Below are 23077 nucleotides of genomic sequence, written 5' to 3'. Positions count from 1 at the left end.
TATTCGAGGCGTGCTCCATGCTTGAAGCGAAACAAAATATCCTTGTTTTGATGGCCGATCAACTCACGCCGTTCGCGCTCGCCGCGTACGGCAATCGCGTGACGACGACCCCGCATATCGACGCGCTCGCGCGTCGCGGCGTAGTGTTCGAATCGGCGTACTGCGCGAGTCCGCTGTGCGCGCCGTCGCGTTTCTCCTTGCTGGCGGGAAAGCTGCCCTCGAAGATCGGCGCTTATGACAACGCCGCCGAGTTTCCGTCCGAGACGCTGACCTTCGCGCATTATCTGCGCGCCGAGGGCTATCGCACGATCCTGTCGGGCAAGATGCATTTCTGCGGCGCGGATCAATTGCACGGCTTCGAAGAGCGTCTCACCACCGATATCTATCCCGCCGATTTCGGCTGGACGCCCGACTGGCGCGACTTCGAAACGCGCCCATCGTGGTATCACAACATGAGTTCCGTCATCGATGCAGGTCGGTGCGTGCGGACCAATCAACTCGACTTCGACGACGAAGTGACGTTCACCGCCCGCCAGAAGCTCTTCGATCTCGCCCGCGAGCGGCAAGCGGGCAAGGACGCGCGGCCTTTCCTGATGGTGGCGTCGCTGACGCATCCGCACGACCCGTATGCGATACCGCGCAAATACTGGGACATGTACCGCGATGAGGATGTGGACATGCCGCTTCATCGCGACTCGCTGGAAGCGAGCGATCCGCATTCGCGGCGTCTGCGTCACGTCTACGAAGCCGACCGCACGCCGCCGACCGACCAGCAGATCCGCAACGCGCGGCGTGCTTATTACGGCGCGGTGTCGTATGTCGATGACCAGTTCGGCGCCATTCTGGAAGCGCTGGAGCAGGCCGGACTCGCGGACGACACCACGATCATCGTCACGTCCGACCACGGCGAGATGCTCGGAGAGCGCAACCTCTGGTACAAGATGACCTTCTTCGAGGGCGGCTGCCGCGTGCCGCTCATCGTGCATCGGCCTGGGCGCTTCGAGGCGCATCGCGTCGCCGACTCCGTCTCGCATCTCGATCTGCTGCCGACGCTCGTCGATCTCGCGGGTAATGACCAGCCGCGCGACTGGCCCGATGCCATCGACGGACGCAGCCTCATGCCGCATCTGAAGGGAACGGGCGGTCATGACGAAGCGATCGGCGAGTATCTGGCCGAAGGCGCGATCGCGCCGATCGTCATGATCCGGCGCGGCGCGTACAAGTTCATTCATACGAAGGTCGATCCCGACCAGCTATATGACCTGGACGCTGATCCGTTCGAGCGCAGCAATCTCGCGGAGGACGAACGGCACCGCGCGCTCGTTGCCGCGTTTCGCGAGGAAGTGGCGCGCCGCTGGGATCTCGACGCGTTGCATCGCGACGTGCTGGCGAGCCAGCGCCGCCGACACTTCCATTTCGCGTCGACCACGCGCGGGGCGATCCAGTCGTGGGACTGGCAGCCTCACGTCGATGCGAGCCAGCGTTACATGCGCAATCATCTCGACCTCGACGATCTCGAAGCGATGGCGCGCTTTCCCGCCGTCGAACACTAAAGCCGCTTGACCATCAACCGCACTCACCGACAGGAACGCAGATGAAAACAGTCCTATTTCAGGCAGTTTTGTATACCGCGCTCGGCTGCGCGGCGTCGGCCGCATTCGCCGCCGATCCGCCGTCCTGCACGCAGGTGCGCATGGCCGATCCCGGCTGGACCGACATCGACGCGACCAACGCGATGAGCGGCATCGTGCTGAAGGCGCTCGGCTATCGGCAGGACGTCGCGAATCTCTCGGTGCCGATCACGTATCAGGGCTTGAAGAAAGGGCAGATCGACGTGTTTCTCGGCAACTGGATGCCCGCGCAGGCGCCGCTCGTGAAGCCGTTCGTCGACGAGAAATCCATCGACGTGGTGCGGCCGAACCTGACCAACGCCAAGTTCACGCTTGCCGTGCCGGACTATGTGGCGGCGGCGGGCGTGCACTCATTCGCGGACCTGGAGAAGAACGCCGACAAGTTCGACAAGCGCATCTACGGCATCGAGCCAGGCGCGCCGGCCAACCAGAACCTCAAGAAGATGGTGGACGACAAAGCCTTCGGTCTGGGCGACTGGAAGGTGGTGGAATCGAGCGAAACCGGCATGCTGACGCAAGTCGAGCGCGCCATACGCGACAAGAAGTTCATCGTTTTCCTCGCGTGGGAGCCGCATCTGATGAACACGAAGTTCAAGCTCGTCTATCTGGATGGCGGCGACAAGTATCTCGGTCCGAACTTCGGCGGCGCGACGGTGAATACGGTCTCGCGCAGCGGCTATGAACAGCAATGCCCGAACGTCGGGCGTCTGTTCCGGCAGATGGCGTTCAACGTCGACCTGGAGAACGGCGTCATTTCCGACGTGCTCGATAAGAAGCGGAAGATCGATTCGGCTGCAACCGATGCGCTCAAGCGCAATCCCGCGCTCCTCAAAACATGGCTCGAAGGCGTGACCACGGCTAACGGCGGCAACGGACTGGAAGCGGTGCAAAGCGCGCTGGGCGTGAAGTAACAGACTCACTGCGCCGACGCGTACAGCGCGATCTCGTCGCAACTGAACACATTTGCGTCGCAATTAGTCGAGCCACCACGTATATGGCAATTTACTTTACGTGTCGATCCACAATAAAAAGGACACGCTGATGAACACACCGAATGCCGTACAACGCCACGCACGACGCGCGTCGTGCATCACCGGTTTCGTCCTCGCAGCAAGCGCGTCCATCGCGCCTCTTCAAGCACAAGCACAAAGCAGCGTGACGCTCTACGGCATTATCGACGCAGGCATTACCTATGTGAACAACACCGGCGGTTCGCATGTCGTGAAGTTCGACGACGGCATCTCTTACGGCAACCGTATCGGCTTTCGCGGAACGGAAGATCTGGGCGGCGGACTGCAAGCGGTCTTCGCGCTGGAGTCGGGCTTCCATCTCGGCAACGGAAGCTACGCATTCGGCGGCGCGGAGTTCGGCCGTCAGGCGTACGTGGGTCTTGCAAGCAAGGAGTGGGGCCAGGTGTCGTTCGGTAATCAGCTGGATATGACCGAAGAGTTCGTCTATTTGTACAACATCTCTGCGTGGGCGAGCGGCTATGCGATTCACCAGGGCGACTTCGACCGCATGAACGGCGACCGGCTGCCGAATTCGGTGAAGTTCCTGTCCAGCAACTACGGCGGCTTCACGTTCGGCGGCATGTATTCGTTCGGCAACGTCGCGGGCAACTTTCATCGCAATAGCGCGTGGAGCGTGGGCGGACACTACGCCGCAAATACGTTTAACTTAGGCATCGCCTATACGCAATTGAATAACCCCAATGGCATCTATGCGTTCGATCCGTATGCGATGATCGGCGCGCATACGTTCCTCGGGCAGCCCGTCGTCAGCATCGATCCCGTGACGGGCGCGCGCACGGACCTCTACAGCACGAACGCGTTTCCGACCGACAAGCAAGGCGCGCTCGCAATGGGCGCCGCGTGGACGATCGGCGATCTCATGGTGTCGGGCAATTTCACGTGGACGAGCATCAAGGGGCTGGGCGTGACGTCCTACATGCGAGTCTACGAGGCGGGCGCATCCTATAACTTCAGGCCGGATATCGCGCTCTACGGCGGCTACCAGCACACGCGATTCGAAGGCAATCACTGGAATCAGGGATCGCTCGGGCTGCACTATCTCTTGTCGAAGCGCACTGACGTCTATATCTCCGGCGATTATCTGCGTTCTTCCGGCCCGGTCGACGCGGTCATCGGCTACAGCTTCACGCCGTCGACGTCGAACACGCAGGCAGATGTGCGCGTCGGCATGCGGCACTCGTTCTGAGGTCAGGCGGCCCGGGCGGTGATCGCGGCGCGCACGGCGCTGCGGTCCTCCCGCGGGCTCGCATTGAAGCGCGCCCGATACGTCCGCGAAAAATGCGAAGGCGATTCGAAGCCGCACGCGACACAGACCGCGAGTATCGACATGTCGGTTTGCTGAAGCAGTTCCCGGGCGCGCGCGAGACGCAGGCCGAGATAGAAATGCGTCGGCGTGTCCTTCAGCGCCGAGCAGAATAGGCGTTCCAGCTGTCGCCGCGTGACGCCGATGGATTCGGCCAGCGCATCGGGCGCAAGCGGCTCTTCCATGTGCTGCTCCATCACGCCGATCACCTGTATCAGCTTGCGGTTATGAATGCCGTAACGCGCGGCGATCTTCATGCGCTGATGATCGCTGCGCTGCCGGATGCGCCCGAGCACGAACTGCTCGGAGACTTGCGCGGCGAGTTCCGCGCCGTGATCGCGCGCGATCAGGTCGAGCATCAAGTCGATGGATGCCGTGCCGCCCGCGCAGGTGATGCGTCGCGCGTCGATCTCGAAGATCTCCTGGCTCGTTTCGATGGACGGATACTGCTCCGCGAATGCCGCCAGCGCCTCCCAGTGCAAGGTCACGCGCTTGCCCGCGAGCAGCCCCGCTTCGGCAAGAATGAAACTCCCCGTATCGATGCCGCCGAGCGTCGCGCCTGCGCGATCCAGTCTGCGCAGCCACTCGCCGATGCCGCGCGTGTACGCGGCGAGCGGCTCGAATCCCGATACGACGATGAGCGCGCGCACATCGGCGGCTTCGTCGATGGAACGCTCCGCATTGAGCGAAATGCCGTTGCTCGCGACGACCGGCCCGCCATCGACCGAAACAATGTGCCAGCGGTACAGCTCGCCCCTGAAGCGGTTCGCCACGCGCAGCGGCTCGATCGCGGACATGAAGCCGATCGACGAGAACTGCGGCAGCAGCAGGAAGTGGAAGTCTTGAGGAACGGGCATCGATATAGGGCGCACCGGTCAGCGATCCGTCACGCTATCAAGTGCAAAAAGCGCGCGCAATCGGGCGTGTCCCTGTAAACCCGCAGGTCGCTCGCGGTCAATTCGTGGTCGCAATGAGGCGTTCCGGTGGTTTAATGCAGCGGTACTTTCTACACACGTTCTTTCGACGGTCACGCCACCATGAAACTTCGCCTGCTCTCGCTTCTCGTAGCATCCGCATGCGCCGCGCACGTCGCCTATGCGAACGACGATGCGACCTGCCGCACCGTGCGCTTCGTCGATATCGGCTGGACGGACATCACCTCGACGACGGCGCTCGCGTCGGTGCTGTTCGAAGGGCTCGGCTATACGCCGCGGACCACGGTCGCATCGGTGCCGATCTCGCTCGCGGGCCTGAAGAACAAACAGATCGACGTGTCGCTCGGCTACTGGTGGCCGGTGCAGGAGAAGGCGGTGCAGCCGTTTCTCGATGCCAAGAGCATCGACAAGATCGAGCCGCCCAATCTCTCGGGCGCGAAGGCGACGCTCGCCGTGCCCAGCTATGCGTACGACGCGGGTATCAAGAGCTTTGCCGATATCGCGAAGCACAAGGACGAGCTCGATGGCACGATCTACGGCATCGAACCGGGCAGCAGCGCGAACGCCAAGATTCAGAAGATGATCGACACGAATCAGTTCGGTCTCGGCGGCTTCAAGCTGGTTCAATCGAGCGAAGCAGGAATGCTCGTGACCGTGGAACGCGCGATCCGCGAGAAGAAGCCGGTCGTGTTCCTCGCGTGGGAGCCGCATCCCATGAACATCCAGATGAAGATCAACTATCTGGCGGGCGGAGACGACGTATTCGGCCCGAACTATGGCGAGGCGCGCGTCTATACGCTGACCAACCCGGACTTCCTCGCGCGCTGCCCGAACGCGGGCAAGCTCGTGAAGAATCTGCGCTTCACGACCGATCTCGAGAACCGCCTCATGCAGCCGGTGATGAACAAGGAACGCCCCGCCGATGCAGCGAAGGCGTATCTCAAGCAGAACCCGCAACTGCTCGATTCGTGGCTTGCTGGCGTGAAGACCGTCGATGGAAAGGACGGTCTGCCCGCGGTCAAACAGTATCTCGGCTTCTGATTTCCGCCCCGGTGACGCGTTCACCGGTCTTTCGAAGTACTTAGGTATCAAGATAAACATGAACTACGAAGTCATCGTTACTTGCGCAGTCACCGGAGCGGGCGACACGACCAACAGGCACCCCGCGATTCCGGTGACGCCCAAGGAGATTGCCGATGCAGCGATCGAAGCCGCGCGCGCCGGCGCGACCGTCGCGCATTGCCATGTGCGCGATCCTCGCACCGGACGAGGCAGCCGCGATCCCGCGTTGTACCGCGAAGTGGTGGACCGCATCCGCTCTTCGGACGTGGACGTCATCATCAACCTGACCGCGGGCATGGGCGGTGATCTGGAGATCGGTCCGGGCGAAGAGCCGATGCGCTTCGGCAAGGGCACGGACCTGGTCGGCGGCCTCACGCGTCTCGCGCATGTCGAGGAGTTGCTGCCCGAAATCTGCACGCTCGATTGCGGCACGCTCAACTTCGGCGATGGCGACTACATCTACGTTTCCACGCCCGCGCAATTGCGAGCGGGCGCGAAGCGGATACAGGAATTGGGCGTGAAGCCCGAACTCGAAATATTCGATACCGGGCACTTGTGGTTCGCGAATCAACTGCTCAAAGAGGGTCTGCTCGATGCGCCGCCGCTTTTTCAACTGTGCATGGGCATTCCGTGGGGCGCGCCGCCCGACACGGGCACGATGAAGGCGATGGTCGACAACTTGCCGCCCGGCGCGCATTGGGCCGGCTTCGGCATCGGCCGGATGCAGATGCCGATGGTCGCGCAGGCGATGCTGCTCGGCGGCCATGTTCGCGTCGGTCTCGAAGACAATCTGTGGCTGGATCGCGGCGTGCCGGCGAGCAACGGAACGCTGGTGCAGCGAGCCGTCGAGATCATCGAACGCCTGGGGGGCCGCGCGCTGACGCCCGCCGAGGGGCGCAGAAAACTCGGCCTGCCGGCGCGCGGCGAGCGTGCGCTGGAAAAGCGCGCAGTCGAACAATTCGCGTGAGCACTGAAGGAGCGAGCACATGCAAGTGAAGCAATTCGCCGCGTTAGGCGTGGGCGTCATCGGTAGTGGATGGGTTTCGCGCGCCCTCGCGCATGGTCTCGATGTCACCGTGTGGGACCCGGCGCCGAATGCGGAAGCGGTGGTTCGCGCGAACGTCGCGAACGCATGGCCCGCGCTGGAGCGCGTCGGGCTGGCGCCGGGCGCCTCGCAGCAACGGCTGCGCGTGGTGTCGAGCGTGGAGGAGTGCGTCGCCAGCGCGGACTTCATACAGGAGAGCGCGCCCGAGCGCGAAGACCTAAAGCTCGCGCTGCATGAGCGCGTGAGCCGCGCGGCGAAACCCGAGGCGATCATCGCGTCGTCGACATCGGGACTCTTGCCGAGCGACTTCTATGCGAGCGCGGTTCGCCCCGAGCGATGCGTCGTCGGCCATCCATTCAACCCGGTGTATCTGCTGCCGCTCGTGGAAGTGCTGGGCGGCGGGAGCACGTCGGAAGAATCGATCGACGCAGCCATGACGTTCTATGCTTCCATCGGCATGCGGCCGTTACGCGTGCGCGCCGAGGTGCCGGGTTTCATCGCCGACAGACTGCTCGAAGCGTTGTGGCGCGAGGCGCTGCATCTGGTGAATGAAGGCGTGGCGACGACAGGCGAGATCGACGACGCCATTCGCTACGGCGCCGGCATTCGCTGGTCGTTCATGGGAACGTTTCTGACCTACACGCTCGCGGGCGGCGAAGCGGGCATGCGGCACTTCATGCAGCAGTTCGGGCCCGCGCTGCAACTGCCGTGGACGAAGCTCATCGCGCCCGAGTTGACCGATGAACTCATCGACCGCGTCGTGGACGGCACCGCGAAGCAGACGAAGGGACGCAGCATCAAGGATCTGGAACGGTATCGCGACGACTGCATCACGAGCGTGATCGAGGCGATCACAGCGGCCAAGACGCGTCACGGCATCGAGGACTGACAGATGATTTATCGCGACACGGTCAGGCCCGAGTGGGTCGACTATAACGGGCATCTGCGCGATGCGTTCTACATGCTGATCTACAGTCTCGCAACGGATGCTTTCATGGACGACATCGGCCTTGGAGACACGGCGCGGCGCGCGCGGCATCGCACGCTGTACACGCTGGAGGCGCATGTCAGCTATCTGCGCGAACTGAAGGAAGGCGCGGCCGTGCGCGTCGATGCGCGCGTCATTGCGCACGACAGGAAGCGCATACATCTGTATTTGCAGATGTTCGAAGGAGAGAGCGTCGAGCCGGCGTCCGCTTGCGAACAGATGCTCATGCATATCGACACGAGCGGCGCGCCGAAAGCCGCTTCGTTCGATGAAGACATCGCGGCGAACATCGCGGCACAGGCGACGATTCCCGCGACGGAGGCGGTCTATGCGGGCAGGATCATCGGCTTGCCTTGAGGGCGGTCGTTAGGCGTGCTTCGCATCAAAGCACGCGAGTCACGCGCTCGGTTCCCCTAAGCCTAACTCCGCCGCGTGGCGCTTCGCCATGACGCCGTGAATGGATCGCCGCAGCAGTCCGATATCGATCGGCTTGACGAACACATCGTCGAAGCCGCTTTCTATGGCGCGCTCGGTCACTTCAGGGCCGCTGTAGCCGCTGAGCGCGATCAAATGCGGACGCTTGTTGCCGAGCGTTTCCTTCACGCGCCGCGCCACTTCGAAGCCGTCGATGCCGGGCAAGCCGATATCGACGATGGCCACCATGGGCGTCCGCGCCACCATCGCGTTCACGCCGCTCTTGCCGTCGCATGCAGTCGCGACCGTGTACCCGAGCGACTCCAGCATCGCGGCCGTCGCCGCTCGCACGTCCTCGTTGTCCTCCACCAGCAGGATGGAGACGTCCTGATCGCCGTGGAAGATCAGCTGCTCCGTCGCCGGAACCGCTCGCTGCGCTTCGGCCGAAAGCGGTAGATCGACGATGAACCGACTGCCCTTGCCCTCGCCCTCGGACCGCGCCACGAGCGTGCCGTCGTGCAGTTCCACCAGCCGGCGCGCCAGATTCAGACCGATGCCGAGACCGCCCTCGGCGCGGTCGAGCGTCGTATTGACCTGCGCGAACAGCTCGAAGATGGACTCCAGATGGCGCGCGGGAATGCCGCGACCGTTGTCCTCGACGATGAGCACGGCCCGGCGTTCTTCGTTCGCCTTGCTCGCGGACAAACGCATGCCGATGTTGCCGCCCGGGTCCGTGAACTTGACCGCGTTCGAGAGCAGGTTGGCGACCACCTGCTGCAAGCGCGTGGCGTCGCCGTTCATCGCGTAATCGCCCGGCGCGAGGTCGATGACGAGAGAATGTCCTTTGGCCTCGAATTCTTTTCGCACGGAGTAGGCGGCCGTTTCGATGACCATGCGCAGATCGATCGGCTCGCGATGCAACTGGATGGTGCCGCGCGAGACACGCGACGCATCGAGCAAATCGTCCACGAGACGCGTGAGCGTGCCGATCTGGCGGTTGATCAGCGAGCCGATTTCCTGCGGCACGCCTTGCTCGGCATCGGTCCTGTCGATAAGCTGAAACTCCGATGCGAGCCCCGCCAGCGGATTGCGCAGCTCATGACCGAGCATCGCGAGGAACTCGTCCTTCCTGATGCTCTCGTCCTTCAGCCGGGCCGCGAGCGCGAACGCCTCCTCGCTCAGCCTGCGCAGTTCCTGATTCGAATTCGATAGCTGCCGGCTTCGGCGAATCAGCTCCGATTCGCTTTCGACGTGCTTGCTTGCGCGATCGCATGCCGGGATGTGCCGCGCCGACGTGCGGCTGTGTACCTCCATCACGAAGTCGGTGACGTTCTCGACGCGATGAATGATGAACGCCACGGAGCCGTCCGCGTTCAGGAGCGGGATGTTGATCGGACTCCAGTAGCGCACGATGAACGCGCCGGTATCACTCGACCGGTCCGGCACGTCGTAACGCTGCAACGCCATCGCGTCGGTACGGCGCAGCCGAACCACGCGCTGCAGCGAGTCGCCGAGAATCTTCGTCGCCTGTGTCTTCTGATCGTCGGGATTGTCGGGGAACGCGTCGAATACCGGGCGGCCGACCAGATGCTCGCGTTCGCTGACGGTCTCGCGCAGGTACGCCTCGTTCGCATCCAGAATCGTGTAGCCTTCGTCGACCGAGAGCAGCAGGCAAGGGCTCGGCAGCAGCCTGAAAACGATCCGGTACGCGTCGGCTGGTAAGTCACGGTCGATGTTCATGTGTCAGCGTCCTCCGGAGCCCACGTAGATGCACGGCGCAATGCGCCAACCGACGTCTGCTAGCAGCCGGCGTGCCTCCTCCCGGCGACCTCTGTTACGTTGCTCACGCGGAGGGTCGACCCTGATTGTTTCCTACCAAGGCCCTCTGCTAGCTTCCCGATCTTTTGAACGGCTCGTCCCATTGCCAGTGATCCGATCCGCGAGCAATCGCGTAATCATGCGCGTTCAATGCGATGCCGGGCAGGGCGATTACAGTACGTGCCCGCGGACCTCGCATTCCACGGCGCGATTCTCACGGCGTGCCATAACCCGTACGATCAACAGACGCAGCATGCGTTCTTCGGCTATTGTCCGGCAGCAGGAGGCGCGACCAGCGCGCTTGCTGCCGATGCACGAAGGCTTATGCATTGGCATAGAGGACGGCGCTCGCGCTCATCGCGCGCATCACACAAGGAAACAGCATGAACAAGTTGTTCGATCTGAGCGGCCGCACGGCGCTCGTCACGGGTTCGGCGCGCGGCATCGGCTATGCGCTCGCGGAGGGCTTTGCCTCGGCTGGCGCGCGCGTCATCGTCAACGGGACGAAGGCGGAGACCGTCGATGCCGCCGTGAGCCGGCTGCTCGCGCAAGGCTTCGACGCACGCGGCCAGGCCTTCGACGTCACCGACGAAGCATCCGTTGCGGCCGCATTCGCAGCGTGGGACGCGCAAGGCATAGCAGTCGACATCGTCGTGAACAACGCGGGCATCCAGTTCCGCAAGCCGATGATCGAGCTCGCGCTCGCCGACTGGCAACGCGTGATCGACACTAATCTGACGAGCGCGTTCATCGTCGCGAAAGAAGCGGCGCGGCGCATGATCGAGCGCAAGCGCGGCGGCAAGATCATCAATATCGGCTCGTTGACGAGCGAAGGCGCGCGCGCGACGGTGGCGCCCTATACGGCTGCCAAGGGCGGCATCAAGATGCTCACGCGCGCCATGAGCGCCGAGTGGGCGCCGTTCGATATCCAGGCCAACGCCATCGGCCCCGGCTATATCCTAACCGACATGAATCAGGCGCTTGTCGACAACGCCGAGTTCGACAAGTGGGTCAAGAGCAGCAACCCGTCAGGGCGCTGGGGCAGGCCCGAAGAACTCGTCGGCACGGCGGTCTATCTCGGGTCGTCCGCATCGAGCTATGTGAACGGACAGATCATCTATGTCGATGGCGGCTGGCTCGCGGTGCTCTGACGCTCGCGCAGCACCGACGCCTACCCGCGCCACGCCGAGTTGCGGATAACGGAGCAGAAGTTGCCCGGCCGAAAACGCGGTTCCTTGTCCGCGATGACGTCGGCCTTAACGTTACCGAACGTCGTGTGAGGTTTGTGTTTGATGCCGTCGTAGAACGCCTGAATGATTTCCTCCTTGAAGTGCTCGGTCCTCGGATACGCACTGACGACAGCGGTTCTTTCCGCCTCGCTGTACTCCGGGTAAGCGAGACCGAGCACGTCCATCTCGACTCCCGCGGTGACGAGCGCGATCACCGGATGCATATGTTGCGGCACGCCCGGCGTCGTATGAAGCGCGATGGCGGTCCACACGAGATCGATGTCGGCCGGGGCGATGCCATGCTGCCTCAGAAAGTCGCGTGCGGCGTTCGCGCCGTCCACTTCGAAACGCTCGGTATGGCTGCTGTGCGAAGGCATGAGGCCCATGTCGTGGAACATGGCGCCGGCGTAGAGCAGTTCCGCGTCGAACTTCACGCCGCGCCGCTGGCCGGCAAGCGCGCCGAAGCAATACACACGGCTCGAATGATTGAAAAGAAGCTCCGTCTCCGTATCGCGGACGAACTCCGTGATCGCCCGGGCGAGCCGGCTATCCGGAATGGCAACGGTATTCGCGCTAGTGCTCATGATGTTCTCCTGGGGTGGATGAGCACTATTGTCAGCCGTGGTATCGTTGGCTTTGTTACGCGTGAAACGCCGAATTCTGCCATTTCGCGCGACATTCGGACCTGGAGAATCATGCTGTCATGGCCAAGACAATCGCCATTCTTGCGGTGCCCGGCGTGCAGATGCTCGACGTGTGCGGGCCGCTCGACGTGTTCGCGCAGGCCAACGTCGAGACGGGGCGCGACGAGTACGAGTTGAAGATCGTCGGCACTCGGAGAGGGCAGTTGAGAAGTTCGTCGGGCGCGCGGCTGCTGCCGGACGAGGTAGTCGGCGACGACTTCGTTGCGGTGCATACGCTGCTTGTCGCCGGCGCGCCTCACGCATCGACCATGACGATCTCGACCACGTTGCGCGAGTGGCTTAGGACGGTTGCGAAGCGATCGAAACGCTTCGGCTCCGTATGCACCGGCGCGTTCATTCTTGCCGAAGCAGGCTTGCTGGAGAGGAAGCGCGTCACGACTCACTGGTCTTGTATCGACGAGTTGTCGCGCCGCTATCCGACCGTGACCGCGGAGCCGGACGCGCTCTATGTGCGGGATGGCAAGCTGCGCACGGCCGCGGGCGTGACGGCCGGCCTCGATCTGTCGCTCGCGCTCGTCGAGGAAGATCTCGGCCGCGAGATCGCGATGCGCGTCGCCAGTCAGCTCGTCATGTTCTTCAAGCGCCCCGGCGGACAGTTGCAGTTCAGCCGCAAGGGCCGGGCGCAGCCAGCGGGCCGCTCGGTCTTGCAGGAAGTGCAGCGGCTCGTCGCGGCGCGGCCCGAGCTCGACCATAGCGTGGCCAGCATGGCCGCGCATGCCCGTTTGAGCCCGCGCCATTTCGCCCGGCTCTTTCAGGCAGAAGTGGGCGTGACGCCGGCGGTGTGGGTGGAATCGGCGCGTGTGGCAGCGGCGCGCAATCTCATCGAGACGCGCGGCGATGCGCCGAAACAGCTCGCTGCGAAATGCGGGTTCGCGAATGCGGACGTGTTGCGGCGCACCTTCGTCAAGCACGTGGGCGTGACGCCTTCGGAGTACCGAAAGCGGTTCATGACCCTTGCACGCGCTGACGAGGGCGCGGACGCGAGTTCGGCGCGCTCGAGGACGCGGCCGGGACCCTGAGCCGCTTTAGCTTGCCGGCATGGCGTCCTTGTATTCGACGAGCACTTCGCGATACGGCCGCGTGCCGTCATTGCGCGCCTTGTGCGTGGCCGGCACGCGGGCGCCCTTGCCCAGTTCCGAGAGCACTTCGAGATAGCCGCCCTCGCATTTGAGCGAATACACGGCGCCCGTCGGTACTTCGAAGATGCCTAAGTCCGCGCCGTCCTTGTCATAGATATGGAGCGGCGCGCCTTCTATTGCGTACCACATGTACGAGTGCTCATGCGTATGAACCGGCGTCTCTTCGCCGGGTTGGAGCACGAAGTTCCATACGATGACTTTGTCGTTCTCGAATACCTTTTCGCTTCCTACGCCAGCCATGGTTGTCTCCTGAGATGTCCACCTGTTTAGACAGCGTATGTCGGCCTGTATGACGCAGTTCGTTGCTGCGGCCGCTGCGGCGGATTGATCAGAGCACCGCCGTTTCCTTCAATTGCTCGTAGAGCGCGTCGACGGCGACGCACGCGCGATTCCGCCGCGTCGTCTCTTGCGCGTTTCGACAAGTCTTCCTCGACGGAGATGAATACCTGGGCATAAGTAACGCTATTCCTCCGCTCAATGGAAGGCAACGTCGCGCCGGCCCGGCTGATGGCGCTGGCGTAAGACTGTCGTGACCGTATTCAACATAACGCGCATTCGCTCTGAAGTAAATGCTGCAGGGCATATAGACGCGCGCGTTTTTCGGGGACTAGTATCGTTTCGAAGCCAGCTTTCGCATGACCCGAGGATTCAGGTTTTCTGCCGGTAGTCCACCAAGGAGACATGTCATGAGAAGGGCTGGCCATGTGCGAACCTTGATCGCGGCGCTGATTGCATCGACTTCGTTGCTATCCGCGTGCGGTCACGACCACGACTCCGGCATCACGCCGGCCAACGCGGCGGACGCGCCGCTCGCATCCGATCCCGCGTGTCAGAGTCTCGTTCCCGCTTCGCAGGGCGGGCCGCTTCCGCAAGGCGATACCGCAGTGCTGCGCTGGCTCGGCACCGCAAACTACGAGCTCGCGTATCACGGCGTGGTCGTCATCATGGACACGTACTACGAGCGGCCTGCGCGCACGGCGCCGCTCGGCTTCACCGTGTCGCAGGTGCAAAAGGCGAACGTGATATTGATCGGCCACGCTCATTCCGATCACATCAGCGATGTCGCCGCGGTCGCGGCGCAGACGAAGGCACAGGTCATCGGCTCCGCCATCACGACGAAGGAAGCGCAGGTGCTCGGCGTGCCCGTCGCGCAGACCACCACGGTGACGGGCAACAATACCGAGAAGTTCACGTATGGCGATATCAGCATCACGCCGACGCATATCATTCACAGCACGATCGAAGCCGGATTGACGACTCAGCTCGCCGCGCTCTACGCACTCGATGCGCCACCACTGACCGCCGCCGAACAGCAGCAACACGATGCGGTTTCGGCGCGCGGATCGAGCGATCCGAACATCGTCACGCAAGGCACGATGGGCTTCACGTTCACGTTCCCGAACGGCTTCAAGATCGTGTGGTTCGACAGCGTGAGCAATCCCAGCCCCGAAGAGTTGCAGCTTGCGACGAGCGTGGCGCCGGGCGTGGATGTCGGCATCTTTCCGTGGACGCCGCATCCGATTGCGGAAACGCAATTGAGCTTCACGTTCCAGCATCTTCAGTTGTTCAAGCCCAAGCTCTTTCTGCCCGATCATCACGATGCAATCTGGGGCTTGTGGCTCGACAACGGCCTCGCGCCCCTCTTCACGAAGATACGCGACGAACTGCCGGGGACGAAGTATGCCGAGCCGCTGTATCGGTCGCCGATCTGCATTCGAACGAGCGGCAATAACCGCGACGAGTTTTACATGGGCGGCACCTGAAGGTCGCGCCGGTCCGAGTCCCCGCTATGTCATTGCGACACGCTAATGAGCGTGCCGCCCGTGAGGTAATGAACTGCCTTCGACGAACGTTGTCTCACTGCGGCTCGATCGCTCACAAGAGGCGACATCCGACGCAGAAGACATGCTTCGTTCACGATGCGAGACGTCAGTAAGAACGTGACGTACGGAACCTGCCTATTCGGTCAAATCGACCAGCCGCACGTCTATCCCACGCCTGAGTTCCCACGCGCGATTGTTCGCCCGCCCCGGATTGTCAATTCGAGGCTCCGGCCTTTTTCGTGATCGCGTATACCCCTACAGTGTGGCATTCGTCGCGCCGGCCGTTCGATGTCGAACGCTAGGCCGAAGCGTTGCTCCCTATTCGTCTCGATCCTCATGCACCTCGACACCACTACGAACTCCGGAACATCGAACGGCCAGACAACCACGCTGCGTCAATGGCTTGCGGTGCTCGCCGTCGCAGTGAGCGCATTTGCGTTCGTGACGGCGGAATTCCTGCCGGTCGGCCTGCTGCCGCAAATCGCGCACGACCTGGGCGTGAGTCCGGGGGTCGCGGGCCTGATGGTGACGACGCCCGGCGTGATGGCCGCCATCTTCGCCCCGACGCTGCTCGTCGGCGCGGGCCGCATGGACCGTCGATACGTCTTTCTGCTGCTCACGGCGGTGCTCTTCGTCTCCAACGTCGTCTGCGCGATGGCGCCGGGCCTGATCACGATGCTCGTCGGTCGCGCGCTGCTCGGCGCGGCGCTCGGCGGATTCTGGACGCTCGCGACGGCTGCGGCCCCGCGACTCGTGCAAGGCAACGATGCGGCGAAAGCCACGGCGATCATCCTCACGGGCGTGACGTTCGCCACCGTGATCGGCGTGCCGCTCGGCATCTTCATCGCATCGTTCGCTTCGTGGCGTCTTTCGTTCGCAGCGACCGCGGGCCTCGTCGCAGTGGCGCTGATCGCTCAGGCGCTGCTCGTGCCGCGGCTGCCGTCCGCATCCGCGCTGCGTCTTCAGGACTTCCGCGCGCTGCTCGCGCGGCCGCACGCGCGCCTTAGCATGGTGATGGTCGCGTTCGCTTTCGGCGCGCATTTTTCGACCTACACGTATATCGCGCCGTTGCTGGAGCAGGACTTCTCGCTGAACGCCATCACCTTGCTGTTGCTGGGCTTCGGCATCATCGGCTTCTTCTCGAACGCGCTGATGTCGATGATCGTGGCGAAACATCTCGTCAAATCCGTCGGCGCCATGATCGTGCTGCTTCTCGCCGCGATCATGTCGATGCTGCTTCTCGGGCATTCGCACATCGGCGAGACTGCCGCCATGCTGATCTGGGGCATCGCATTCGGCGCGCTGCCGCTATGCTTCAGCGTGTGGATTCAAAGCGGGACGGCCGATTATCCGGAAGCCGGCTCCGCGATGTTCGTGAGCATCATTCAGGTGGCCATCGCGACGGGGTCCGCCGTCGGCGGCGCGATCGTCGACCATGCGGGCGTGGAAACCGACTTCATGCTCGGCGCCGTATTGGCGGTACTCGGTCTCGTGACGTTGCATCGCGTGACGGCGCTTGCGCGCTCGGGCATGGCGATGGCGGCGAAGCCGTCGCTCGACTGATGTTCGAATCGTTTGGCTGCGCCAGCGAGAACTCCCTCCGCGGCACGCCGATTGCGTCACCATGAAGCCGACAGGAGAGGAGCATGGAGACGACGATTGCAAGGGTATTTCGGTCTCTTGAGGAAGCCGAGCAGGCGCGCGAAGCGCTGCTAGAGGCGGGCGTCGACGCGGACGCGGTAGATATTGCGTTTCAAGCGGACGAAGCGGGCCCCGTGCGCGGCAATTTTCTGGCGGGCGACAGCGTGACATCGCTCGGTACGGAAGAAGAGTACGACAAACGCTTCAGGCATCAGGGCGAGGTGTCGCGCTACATATTGACTGCGCGCGTCGATGAAGCCCGCGCGCATGACGTCGAGGCCGCGCTTCAGCGGGCCGGTGGCCGCACCATCGACGCAGCCACGCCCACGCCGCCAGACCCCGGCAAGCAGGGCTAGATCGATGATGAACTCGTGCCGTTTGCGAAAGCGTCGAGCCCGCAACCCCGACCCTCCGTCATCTGTCAGAACCGATACGTCACGCCGACCTTGACGATCGGATAAAAGCGCAGCTTGTCCGCCTTGTCCTGCAACCTGCGTTCTTCGGCTTCGATGTTCGCCGCGCCGGCTTCGGCAACGATATCGGCCGGCACGTCGAGGTTGACGTGCGGACGGCCATAGGCGACGCCTGCATCGAAGAATGCGGAGAAGCCCTTTTGCGCCACCGGCGTATGACCGAAGCCGATGCCGAGATACGGCCGCACCGTCGGAAAGCGCGCTCTCGCGTGAATGCTTTCGCCGAGCGTCGAATACGGCGTGCCGTTGATCGTGTAGGTGCCGCTCGGGCTGGTGGCGGTGGCATCGACATTATCGTTGCCGATCAGCGCGCCCGCCGTGAACCGGAAGCTCACGGTGTCCGGCGCGGGAAAGAAGTCGAGGTAGAGGCCGCCGTGATAGATATGCGCGGTGCCGTCGTAATGCAGATCGCCCGAACTGAAGCTGCGCGAGAACTGCACGCCGTTGAACTCGGCGCGCACGTTGTCGCGGTTGCCGAGCGGCTGCGAAAATCCAATGCCTGCGCCTTCGGTGCCGATCTGGCCATAAATTTCGCGTGCGTGAACGAGCGGGGCGGAGAGCGCGACGGCGCCTGCCGCGATAGCGAGCAACAACTTCATGATTGCGAGAGCTTCCTGGCTGAGGAGAACGCGTCGCGCTGAATGGGCGACGCGCCGATGTCTTTTGATACTTGTGTTTACGGAGCCGCTCGAACAATCTTGAGTGGGCGTGATCGTGTGTTGGCCTCGGGTTGTATCCGGCGCTTCGTTTGCGACGAGGACGATAGGTCCCATGCATTGGCTGCACGCGCCATCGACGCATGGCATCGTCGCTTTTTTACGGCGGCGGCTCGCTTCGCTCAAAGCTGCCCGCAAGGGCGTGCAATCGCGCGGCGCAGCGCCAGCCTAAGCGGCGCCGCGTCTCATCCACGCAATCAAATGCTCTACCGGCGATGCGTCGCCGTCACCTGCCTGATCGCGTTGAAAAGCGTTTCCGGATCGACGGGCTTCGCCAGATGCAGGTCGAAGCCCGCCTGCAATGCGCGGGCCTTGTCCTCGGGCCTGCCGAACGCCGTCACGGCGATGGCGGGAAACGTCCAGCCCGCCTCGCGCAACGACCGCATCAGCACATAGCCGTCTTCGCGAGGCATGCCGATGTCCGACAGCACGACATCGAACGCCTGCGCCGCGATGCACCCTCGGGCTTCGGCAGCCGATTCCGCATCGCGCACGGCCGCGCCCGCCGATTCGAGGACGGCGCGCATCGCCTCGCGCGCGTCGGCTTCGTCCTCGACGAGCAGGATCGAGAGGCCCGCGAGCGCCTCGTCGGAAGACGACGCGACGTCCGCCGCGCCGGATGCGCTATGCAGCGACCACTGCGCCGACGCCAGCGGAAGCTGAACCGTGAACGTGCTGCCGCGTCCTTCGCCGTCGCTGTGCGCCGTGATCGAGCCGCCGTGCAGCGTCACGATGCTGCGCGCAATCGCAAGCCCGATGCCGAGTCCGCCGAAGGTGCGCGTCGTCGCCTGCGACGCCTGCGCGAACGGCTCGAACACGCGGTCGATGAACGAAGCCGGAATGCCCGCGCCGTTGTCCGCGACCTGCACTTCCACGCGATTGCTTGTGCTCGTCGCAAGCACGCAAATGCGCCCGTTCTGTCCGTTGTACTTGAGCGCGTTGCTGAGCAGGTTCGAGAAAACCTGACGCAGCCGCATCTGATCGCCTTCGATGATGAGCGTGTCGGGCAGATCGGCCGTCACCGTGACGCGTTTCGCGCCGGCTGCGAGTTCGATGTCGCTGATCTCCGACTTGAGCAGCGGCACGAGATCGAACGGCTCCGCGCTGATGAGCATCTTGCCCGCCGCGATGCGGCTCAGGTCCAGCAGATCGTCGACGAGCCGCGACTGCAACTGCACATTGCGCGCGATCGCCTCGATGCCGCGCGCGGTCAGGCCGGGGTTCGCGTTCTCCTGCTTGAGCAGAAAGAGCCACGATTGCATCGCGTTGAGCGGCGTGCGCAGTTCATGCGACACGGTCGCGAGGAACGTGTCCTTCAGCTGGTTCGTGTGTTGCGCTTCGAGGCGCAGCAGGCGCTCGTTCGCGAGCAGCCGGTCGCGCTCGAACTCCAACGTCTTGTGGCGCGAGATGTCGATGGTGATGCCGTCGAAGCGCTGCGGCTGGCCTTGCTCGTCGACGTGCGTGCCGCCTTTGGCGCGAATCCACCGAATCTCGCCGGATGCCGAAACGGTCCGGAATTCGACGTCGTACGGAACGCCGTGCGTAACAGACTGCTCGACGGCCACGCGCGTCTTGTCGCGGTCGTCCGGGTGAATCCGCGAGTAGAACAGGTCCATGCTTACGCCCGCGTTCGCCGGCAGCCAGAAGTGTTCCTTGCACTTGGCATTCCACACGATGCGGTCGAGCGGCACCGGGCAATGGAACGTGCCGATGTCGGCGGCTTCGATCGCCAGATGAAGACGGTGCCGCTCGTCGCGCAGGCTTTGCGCGGTGCGCAGCGTTTCCTCGACGTCGGTGATCATGCCGACCCACTCGAATATCTCGCCCTGCTCGTCGTGAGTGCCGGCCGCGCGGACCTGGCAGCGCCGGAACGTCGACGACGCGGCGTGCCACACGCGCACGTCCGCGCGATACGGCGTGTCGGTGTGGAGCGACTGGTCGAGCGCCGCCTGAGACGTCGCGCGGTCGTCCGGATGAATCATCTCGGCCCAGCCATAACCGCGGTGCTCTTCCCACGGCTGTCCCGTATAACGCTCCCACGACGGCTGAGGGGCGACGAACCGGCCCATTGCATCGCAGACATACGCCACCGCGCTCGCCACGGTCACGAGCGCGCGATAGCGCGACTCCAGGCGCATGCGGTCCAGCTCGACGTTGCCGGGATTGCCGACGTCGATGGTCGCGCCGACCCAGCGGACGATCGCGCCGTCGCTGTGACGCATGGGGCTCGCGATCGAGCGCATCCAGCGATAAGTGCCGTCCGTCTGCCGGAAGCGATGGTCGATCAGATAATCCGTGCCGCTGGCGACCGATGCCGCCCAGCGCGCGAGCGTGTTCTCGCGGTCGTTCGGGTGCAGCAGCGCTTCCCATGCGCGGCCGAGCAAGTGCTGATCCGGGTCCGTGTGCTGGAACACGACGCTCGACAGGTAATCGAGCGCGCCGTCGGGCCGCGCGGTCCAGACGATGATGGGCATGACCTCCGCAAGCAGCTTGTAGTCGCCCGCTGTTGCTTGCGGGTCCGCTGAAGCGGCGGGCTCGCGGGAGTCGGGCACTTCGTGCTCGGGCTCTGAGAGCGCGGGTCGCGGGTCCGGTTGCGCGATGAGGAGCAGGGCCGGCGCGGAAGGGGCGGCATCGCCGGTCGCCAACGGGCGAAATTCGAAGCGCCACGTCCGGATGCCGCCGGTACCCGACTCGTCCGCTAACGCTTCGGTCGTGCTGACCACGCGACGCTCGTCGAGTGCTTGCGTCGCCGCGGACGTGAGCCGCGCACAAGAGGCATCGCGAGAAAGCAAGGGCAACCTGGCGCGTATGACGGACAGAAACGGCTCGGCGTCCGCACCGGCCGGCCACCATCCGAACTGCTGCTTGAACCGCGTGTTGGCCTCGACGACGCAGAAGTCCGGCCCGAGCACCGCGCACAAGGCGGGGTTCGCGTCCAGCAATGCAAGTGTCAATGCGTCTTCGTTAGCGTGCATGCGTTTACTAGAACTCAAGAATGCGACGATGATCTGGGCATGACTGCTTCGAACGATCGACAGCGGGTTCTCGCATCGCACTCACGATGCAGCTGGGGAACGGCTTATTTTAGACGAAAGGAGCACATCGCGATGACGCATCGATGTCAGCGAGTCGGCGCTGGCAGCGAATGTTTGCGTGCGTCGGCTTAGATCAAACGTCGACCGTTCGAGGCATGAGCAGCGGCGCGATGGAACAGGGGAAGCGAAGGTAAGTATTGCTGGCTCCCGCAAAGGCGTGACGCCGCGTGCAGGTCGGCCATCTCGGCGAAACGAATGGGCTAAAGAATCGGCATGACCGCGCCGATAACGGGGACTGCATTCCCTACCGAAGCACAACGGGCCTTGCGACGGGATGCGACAGCAAGTGCGTAAGTGCGTATGCGCGCTCCGATGGACGTACTACGGTTCTCAGGCGTGGTGGGTGCCGCGCCGACGACCGACTTATCTATGAGCATTCGAAACTTTTCGGTATCAAAGAAGCTGGCGCTTGCTTTCGGCGCCGTGCTGGCGATCCTCGTGCTTCTCTCGAGCGTGAGCTACAGCAACCTGTCGCGCTTGTCCGAAGCGGTTGCATGGAATGACCATTCCTATAAGGTCCTCCAGGCGGCAGACGAGGCGACACTCTCGCTCGTCAATATGGAAACCGGGCTGCGCGCATTCGCCGTGAGCGGCGACGACGAAGTGCTCGCGCCGCTCAACTCGGGCAAGCAGCGCTTCGCGGAGCGCTTCGAGCAACTGCGCTCGCTCACGGCCGACAACGCCCAGCAGCAGGCGCGCCTGAAGGCGCTCGGCGAGCAGCAACGTGCCTGGTACGCGACGGTCGTCGAGCCGATGATGGCAACGCGCCGCGCGGTCGCGGCGGGCAACGGTTCGCTCGAAGAGTTCGCGCGCAACTTCAAGTCGCAGTCCGGCAAGGCGCAAATGGACGACATGCGGGCGACGCTGCGGGACTTCCGCGAAGCAGAGGCCTCGCTGCTGACGCAGCGCAGCGATGAAGTTCAGCACCTTCGTTCCGTGACGGTAGCCGTTCTCGCGGTCGGCACGTTGATCGCCGTGGCGCTCGCTTCGATGCTCGGCCTCTGGCTGACCCGCGCCATCTGCGTGCCGCTGCGTCGTGCAGTGGATGCCGCCGACGGCATCGCGAAGGGCAACCTGACCGCGCGCATCGAAGCCGACAGTCAGGACGAGCCCGGCCTGCTTCTGGCCGCGCTCGCCGCGATGCAGGCCAATCTCGTGAACCTGATGACCCAGATTCGCACGAGCTCCGATTCGATCGGCACGGCATCGAGCGAAGTGTCGGCCGGCAATACGGACTTGTCGCAACGCACGGAAGAGCAGGCTGCATCGCTCGAACAAACCGCTTCGAGCCTCGCGGAACTGACCAGCACGGTTCAGCAGAGCGCGCAGAACGCGAGCCAGGGCGCTCAACTCGCAGAGAACGCGGCAGCGACCGCGCAAACGGGCGGCGAAGTCGTGGGGCAGGTCGTCTCGACGATGTCCGAGATCTCGGAGAGCTCGGCTCGCGTGGCCGAGATCATCGCGGTCATCGAAGGCATCTCGTTCCAGACTAACATCCTCGCGCTCAACGCAGCGGTCGAAGCCGCGCGCGCGGGCGAGCAAGGCAGGGGCTTCGCGGTCGTCGCGACGGAAGTGCGCACGCTGGCGCAGCGCAGCGCATCGGCTGCGAAGGAGATCAAGGCGCTCATCGAAACCTCCGTCGACAAGGTGACGGCGGGCACGCAGCTCGTCGATCGGGCCGGCGACACGATGAAGGAAATCGTCACGTCGATTCAGCGTGTCAACGACATCATGAGCGAGATCTCCGCCGCGACGCACGAGCAAAGCCGGGGCATCGAGGAAATCAACCGGGCGGTCGCGCAGATGGACGACGTGACGCAGCAGAACGCCGCGCTCGTCGAGCAAGCGGCGGCGGCGGCCACGTCGCTTGACGATCAGGCGCGTCGGCTGGGATTGGCGGTGTCTGCGTTCAAGACGCACTGAGCGCAGAGCAGGGACCGGCTTAGGGCGACTGGGACGGGCGCGGAACATGCGCCTTTCTCAGTCGCCCTTTTTCGTCGAGAGTCGAACGAGCCGGCGCGCACGACGCC

19 protein-coding genes are annotated in these 23077 nt (G+C 63.6%); 13 read left to right on the top strand and 6 right to left on the bottom strand.

The genetic code is table 11. The annotated features are described in order from the left end of the window. Nucleotides 1–17 precede the first annotated feature (17 nt). The 3 genes from betC to LDZ24_RS22820 all read left to right on the top strand — a co-directional run bounded on the left by betC (nucleotide 18) and on the right by LDZ24_RS22820 (nucleotide 3848). Nucleotides 18–1553, top strand: coding sequence for a choline-sulfatase (betC, locus tag LDZ24_RS22830; protein WP_248323497.1), 1536 nt, complete (start codon nucleotides 18–20; stop codon nucleotides 1551–1553). 41 nt (nucleotides 1554–1594) lie between these two features. After that, nucleotides 1595–2542 carry a choline ABC transporter substrate-binding protein gene (locus LDZ24_RS22825; RefSeq protein ID WP_248323496.1) on the top strand — a complete coding sequence of 316 codons (948 nt, stop codon included), beginning with the start codon at nucleotides 1595–1597 and terminating at the stop codon, nucleotides 2540–2542. Between the two features lie 130 nt (nucleotides 2543–2672). After that, nucleotides 2673–3848: a porin gene (locus LDZ24_RS22820; protein ID WP_248323495.1), complete on the top strand. Its 1176-nt coding sequence runs from the start codon at nucleotides 2673–2675 to the stop codon at nucleotides 3846–3848. A 2-nt stretch (nucleotides 3849–3850) separates the two neighbouring features. On the opposite strand, the gene LDZ24_RS22815 is transcribed toward LDZ24_RS22820, so the two are convergent. Next, nucleotides 3851–4822 carry a GlxA family transcriptional regulator gene (locus LDZ24_RS22815; RefSeq protein WP_248323494.1) on the bottom strand — a complete coding sequence of 324 codons (972 nt, stop codon included), beginning with the start codon at nucleotides 4820–4822 and terminating at the stop codon, nucleotides 3851–3853. A 180-nt stretch (nucleotides 4823–5002) separates the two neighbouring features. On the opposite strand from LDZ24_RS22815, the gene LDZ24_RS22810 reads away from it, so the two are divergent. Genes LDZ24_RS22810 through LDZ24_RS22795 form a run of 4 tightly spaced genes read left to right on the top strand, consistent with a single transcriptional unit; the run spans nucleotide 5003 to nucleotide 8352 of the window. Next, nucleotides 5003–5941, top strand: coding sequence for a choline ABC transporter substrate-binding protein (locus LDZ24_RS22810; RefSeq protein WP_248323493.1), 939 nt, complete (start codon nucleotides 5003–5005; stop codon nucleotides 5939–5941). Between the two features lie 58 nt (nucleotides 5942–5999). Beyond that, nucleotides 6000–6929, top strand: a complete 930-nt coding sequence (locus tag LDZ24_RS22805) for a 3-keto-5-aminohexanoate cleavage protein (RefSeq protein ID WP_248323492.1) — start codon at nucleotides 6000–6002, stop codon at nucleotides 6927–6929. A gap of 19 nt (nucleotides 6930–6948) precedes the next feature. Continuing rightward, complete coding sequence (locus LDZ24_RS22800; protein WP_248323491.1) at nucleotides 6949–7896, top strand: L-carnitine dehydrogenase; 948 nt, start codon at nucleotides 6949–6951, stop codon at nucleotides 7894–7896. Nucleotides 7897–7899: 3 nt separating this feature from the next. Next, nucleotides 7900–8352 carry a thioesterase family protein gene (locus LDZ24_RS22795; protein WP_248323490.1) on the top strand — a complete coding sequence of 151 codons (453 nt, stop codon included), beginning with the start codon at nucleotides 7900–7902 and terminating at the stop codon, nucleotides 8350–8352. A gap of 39 nt (nucleotides 8353–8391) precedes the next feature. On the opposite strand, the gene LDZ24_RS22790 is transcribed toward LDZ24_RS22795, so the two are convergent. After that, complete coding sequence (locus LDZ24_RS22790) at nucleotides 8392–10149, bottom strand: ATP-binding protein (protein ID WP_248323489.1); 1758 nt, start codon at nucleotides 10147–10149, stop codon at nucleotides 8392–8394. Nucleotides 10150–10610: 461 nt separating this feature from the next. On the opposite strand from LDZ24_RS22790, the gene LDZ24_RS22785 reads away from it, so the two are divergent. Beyond that, a complete protein-coding gene (locus tag LDZ24_RS22785) occupies nucleotides 10611–11378 on the top strand; it encodes an SDR family oxidoreductase (protein WP_248323488.1) in 768 nt (255 codons plus the stop codon). Nucleotides 11379–11398: 20 nt separating this feature from the next. Here the strand turns inward: LDZ24_RS22785 and LDZ24_RS22780 are convergent, their stop codons facing one another. Then, nucleotides 11399–12040, bottom strand: a complete 642-nt coding sequence (locus LDZ24_RS22780; protein ID WP_248323487.1) for an HD domain-containing protein — start codon at nucleotides 12038–12040, stop codon at nucleotides 11399–11401. Nucleotides 12041–12159: 119 nt separating this feature from the next. Between LDZ24_RS22780 and LDZ24_RS22775 the strand changes: the two genes are divergently transcribed. Further along, nucleotides 12160–13179 (top strand): GlxA family transcriptional regulator, encoded by a 1020-nt coding sequence (locus LDZ24_RS22775; RefSeq protein WP_248323486.1) that lies wholly within the window; start codon nucleotides 12160–12162, stop codon nucleotides 13177–13179. Between the two features lie 6 nt (nucleotides 13180–13185). On the opposite strand, the gene LDZ24_RS22770 is transcribed toward LDZ24_RS22775, so the two are convergent. Next, entirely contained in the window at nucleotides 13186–13539 is a 354-nt protein-coding gene (locus LDZ24_RS22770) for a hypothetical protein (RefSeq protein ID WP_248323485.1), read from the bottom strand. A gap of 446 nt (nucleotides 13540–13985) precedes the next feature. Here LDZ24_RS22770 and LDZ24_RS22765 point away from each other — a divergent pair, with 446 nt between their 5' ends. The 3 genes from LDZ24_RS22765 (at nucleotide 13986) to LDZ24_RS22755 (ending at nucleotide 17119) form a co-directional block, all read left to right on the top strand. After that, nucleotides 13986–15062: an MBL fold metallo-hydrolase gene (locus LDZ24_RS22765; RefSeq protein WP_248323484.1), complete on the top strand. Its 1077-nt coding sequence runs from the start codon at nucleotides 13986–13988 to the stop codon at nucleotides 15060–15062. 396 nt (nucleotides 15063–15458) lie between these two features. Then, entirely contained in the window at nucleotides 15459–16685 is a 1227-nt protein-coding gene (locus tag LDZ24_RS22760) for an MFS transporter (protein ID WP_248323483.1), read from the top strand. A gap of 83 nt (nucleotides 16686–16768) precedes the next feature. Further along, entirely contained in the window at nucleotides 16769–17119 is a 351-nt protein-coding gene (locus tag LDZ24_RS22755) for a hypothetical protein (RefSeq protein WP_248323482.1), read from the top strand. Nucleotides 17120–17184: 65 nt separating this feature from the next. Here LDZ24_RS22755 and LDZ24_RS22750 read toward each other — a convergent pair whose 3' ends face one another. Together LDZ24_RS22750 and LDZ24_RS22745 are read right to left on the bottom strand one after the other, a co-directional pair. Further along, a complete protein-coding gene (locus LDZ24_RS22750) occupies nucleotides 17185–17835 on the bottom strand; it encodes a hypothetical protein (RefSeq protein ID WP_248323481.1) in 651 nt (216 codons plus the stop codon). 323 nt (nucleotides 17836–18158) lie between these two features. Beyond that, a complete protein-coding gene (locus LDZ24_RS22745) occupies nucleotides 18159–20906 on the bottom strand; it encodes a PAS domain-containing protein (protein WP_248323480.1) in 2748 nt (915 codons plus the stop codon). Between the two features lie 510 nt (nucleotides 20907–21416). Between LDZ24_RS22745 and LDZ24_RS28065 the strand changes: the two genes are divergently transcribed. Beyond that, on the top strand, nucleotides 21417–22970 hold the full coding sequence (locus LDZ24_RS28065; protein ID WP_305854730.1) for a methyl-accepting chemotaxis protein: 1554 nt from the start codon (nucleotides 21417–21419) through the stop codon (nucleotides 22968–22970). Nucleotides 22971–23077: the final 107 nt, after the last annotated feature.

The sequence above is a fragment of the Caballeronia sp. Sq4a genome (genome assembly GCF_023170545.1).
Taxonomy (GTDB): Bacteria; Pseudomonadota; Gammaproteobacteria; order Burkholderiales; family Burkholderiaceae; genus Caballeronia.
This window is presented reverse-complemented; position numbering and strand designations above follow the sequence as displayed.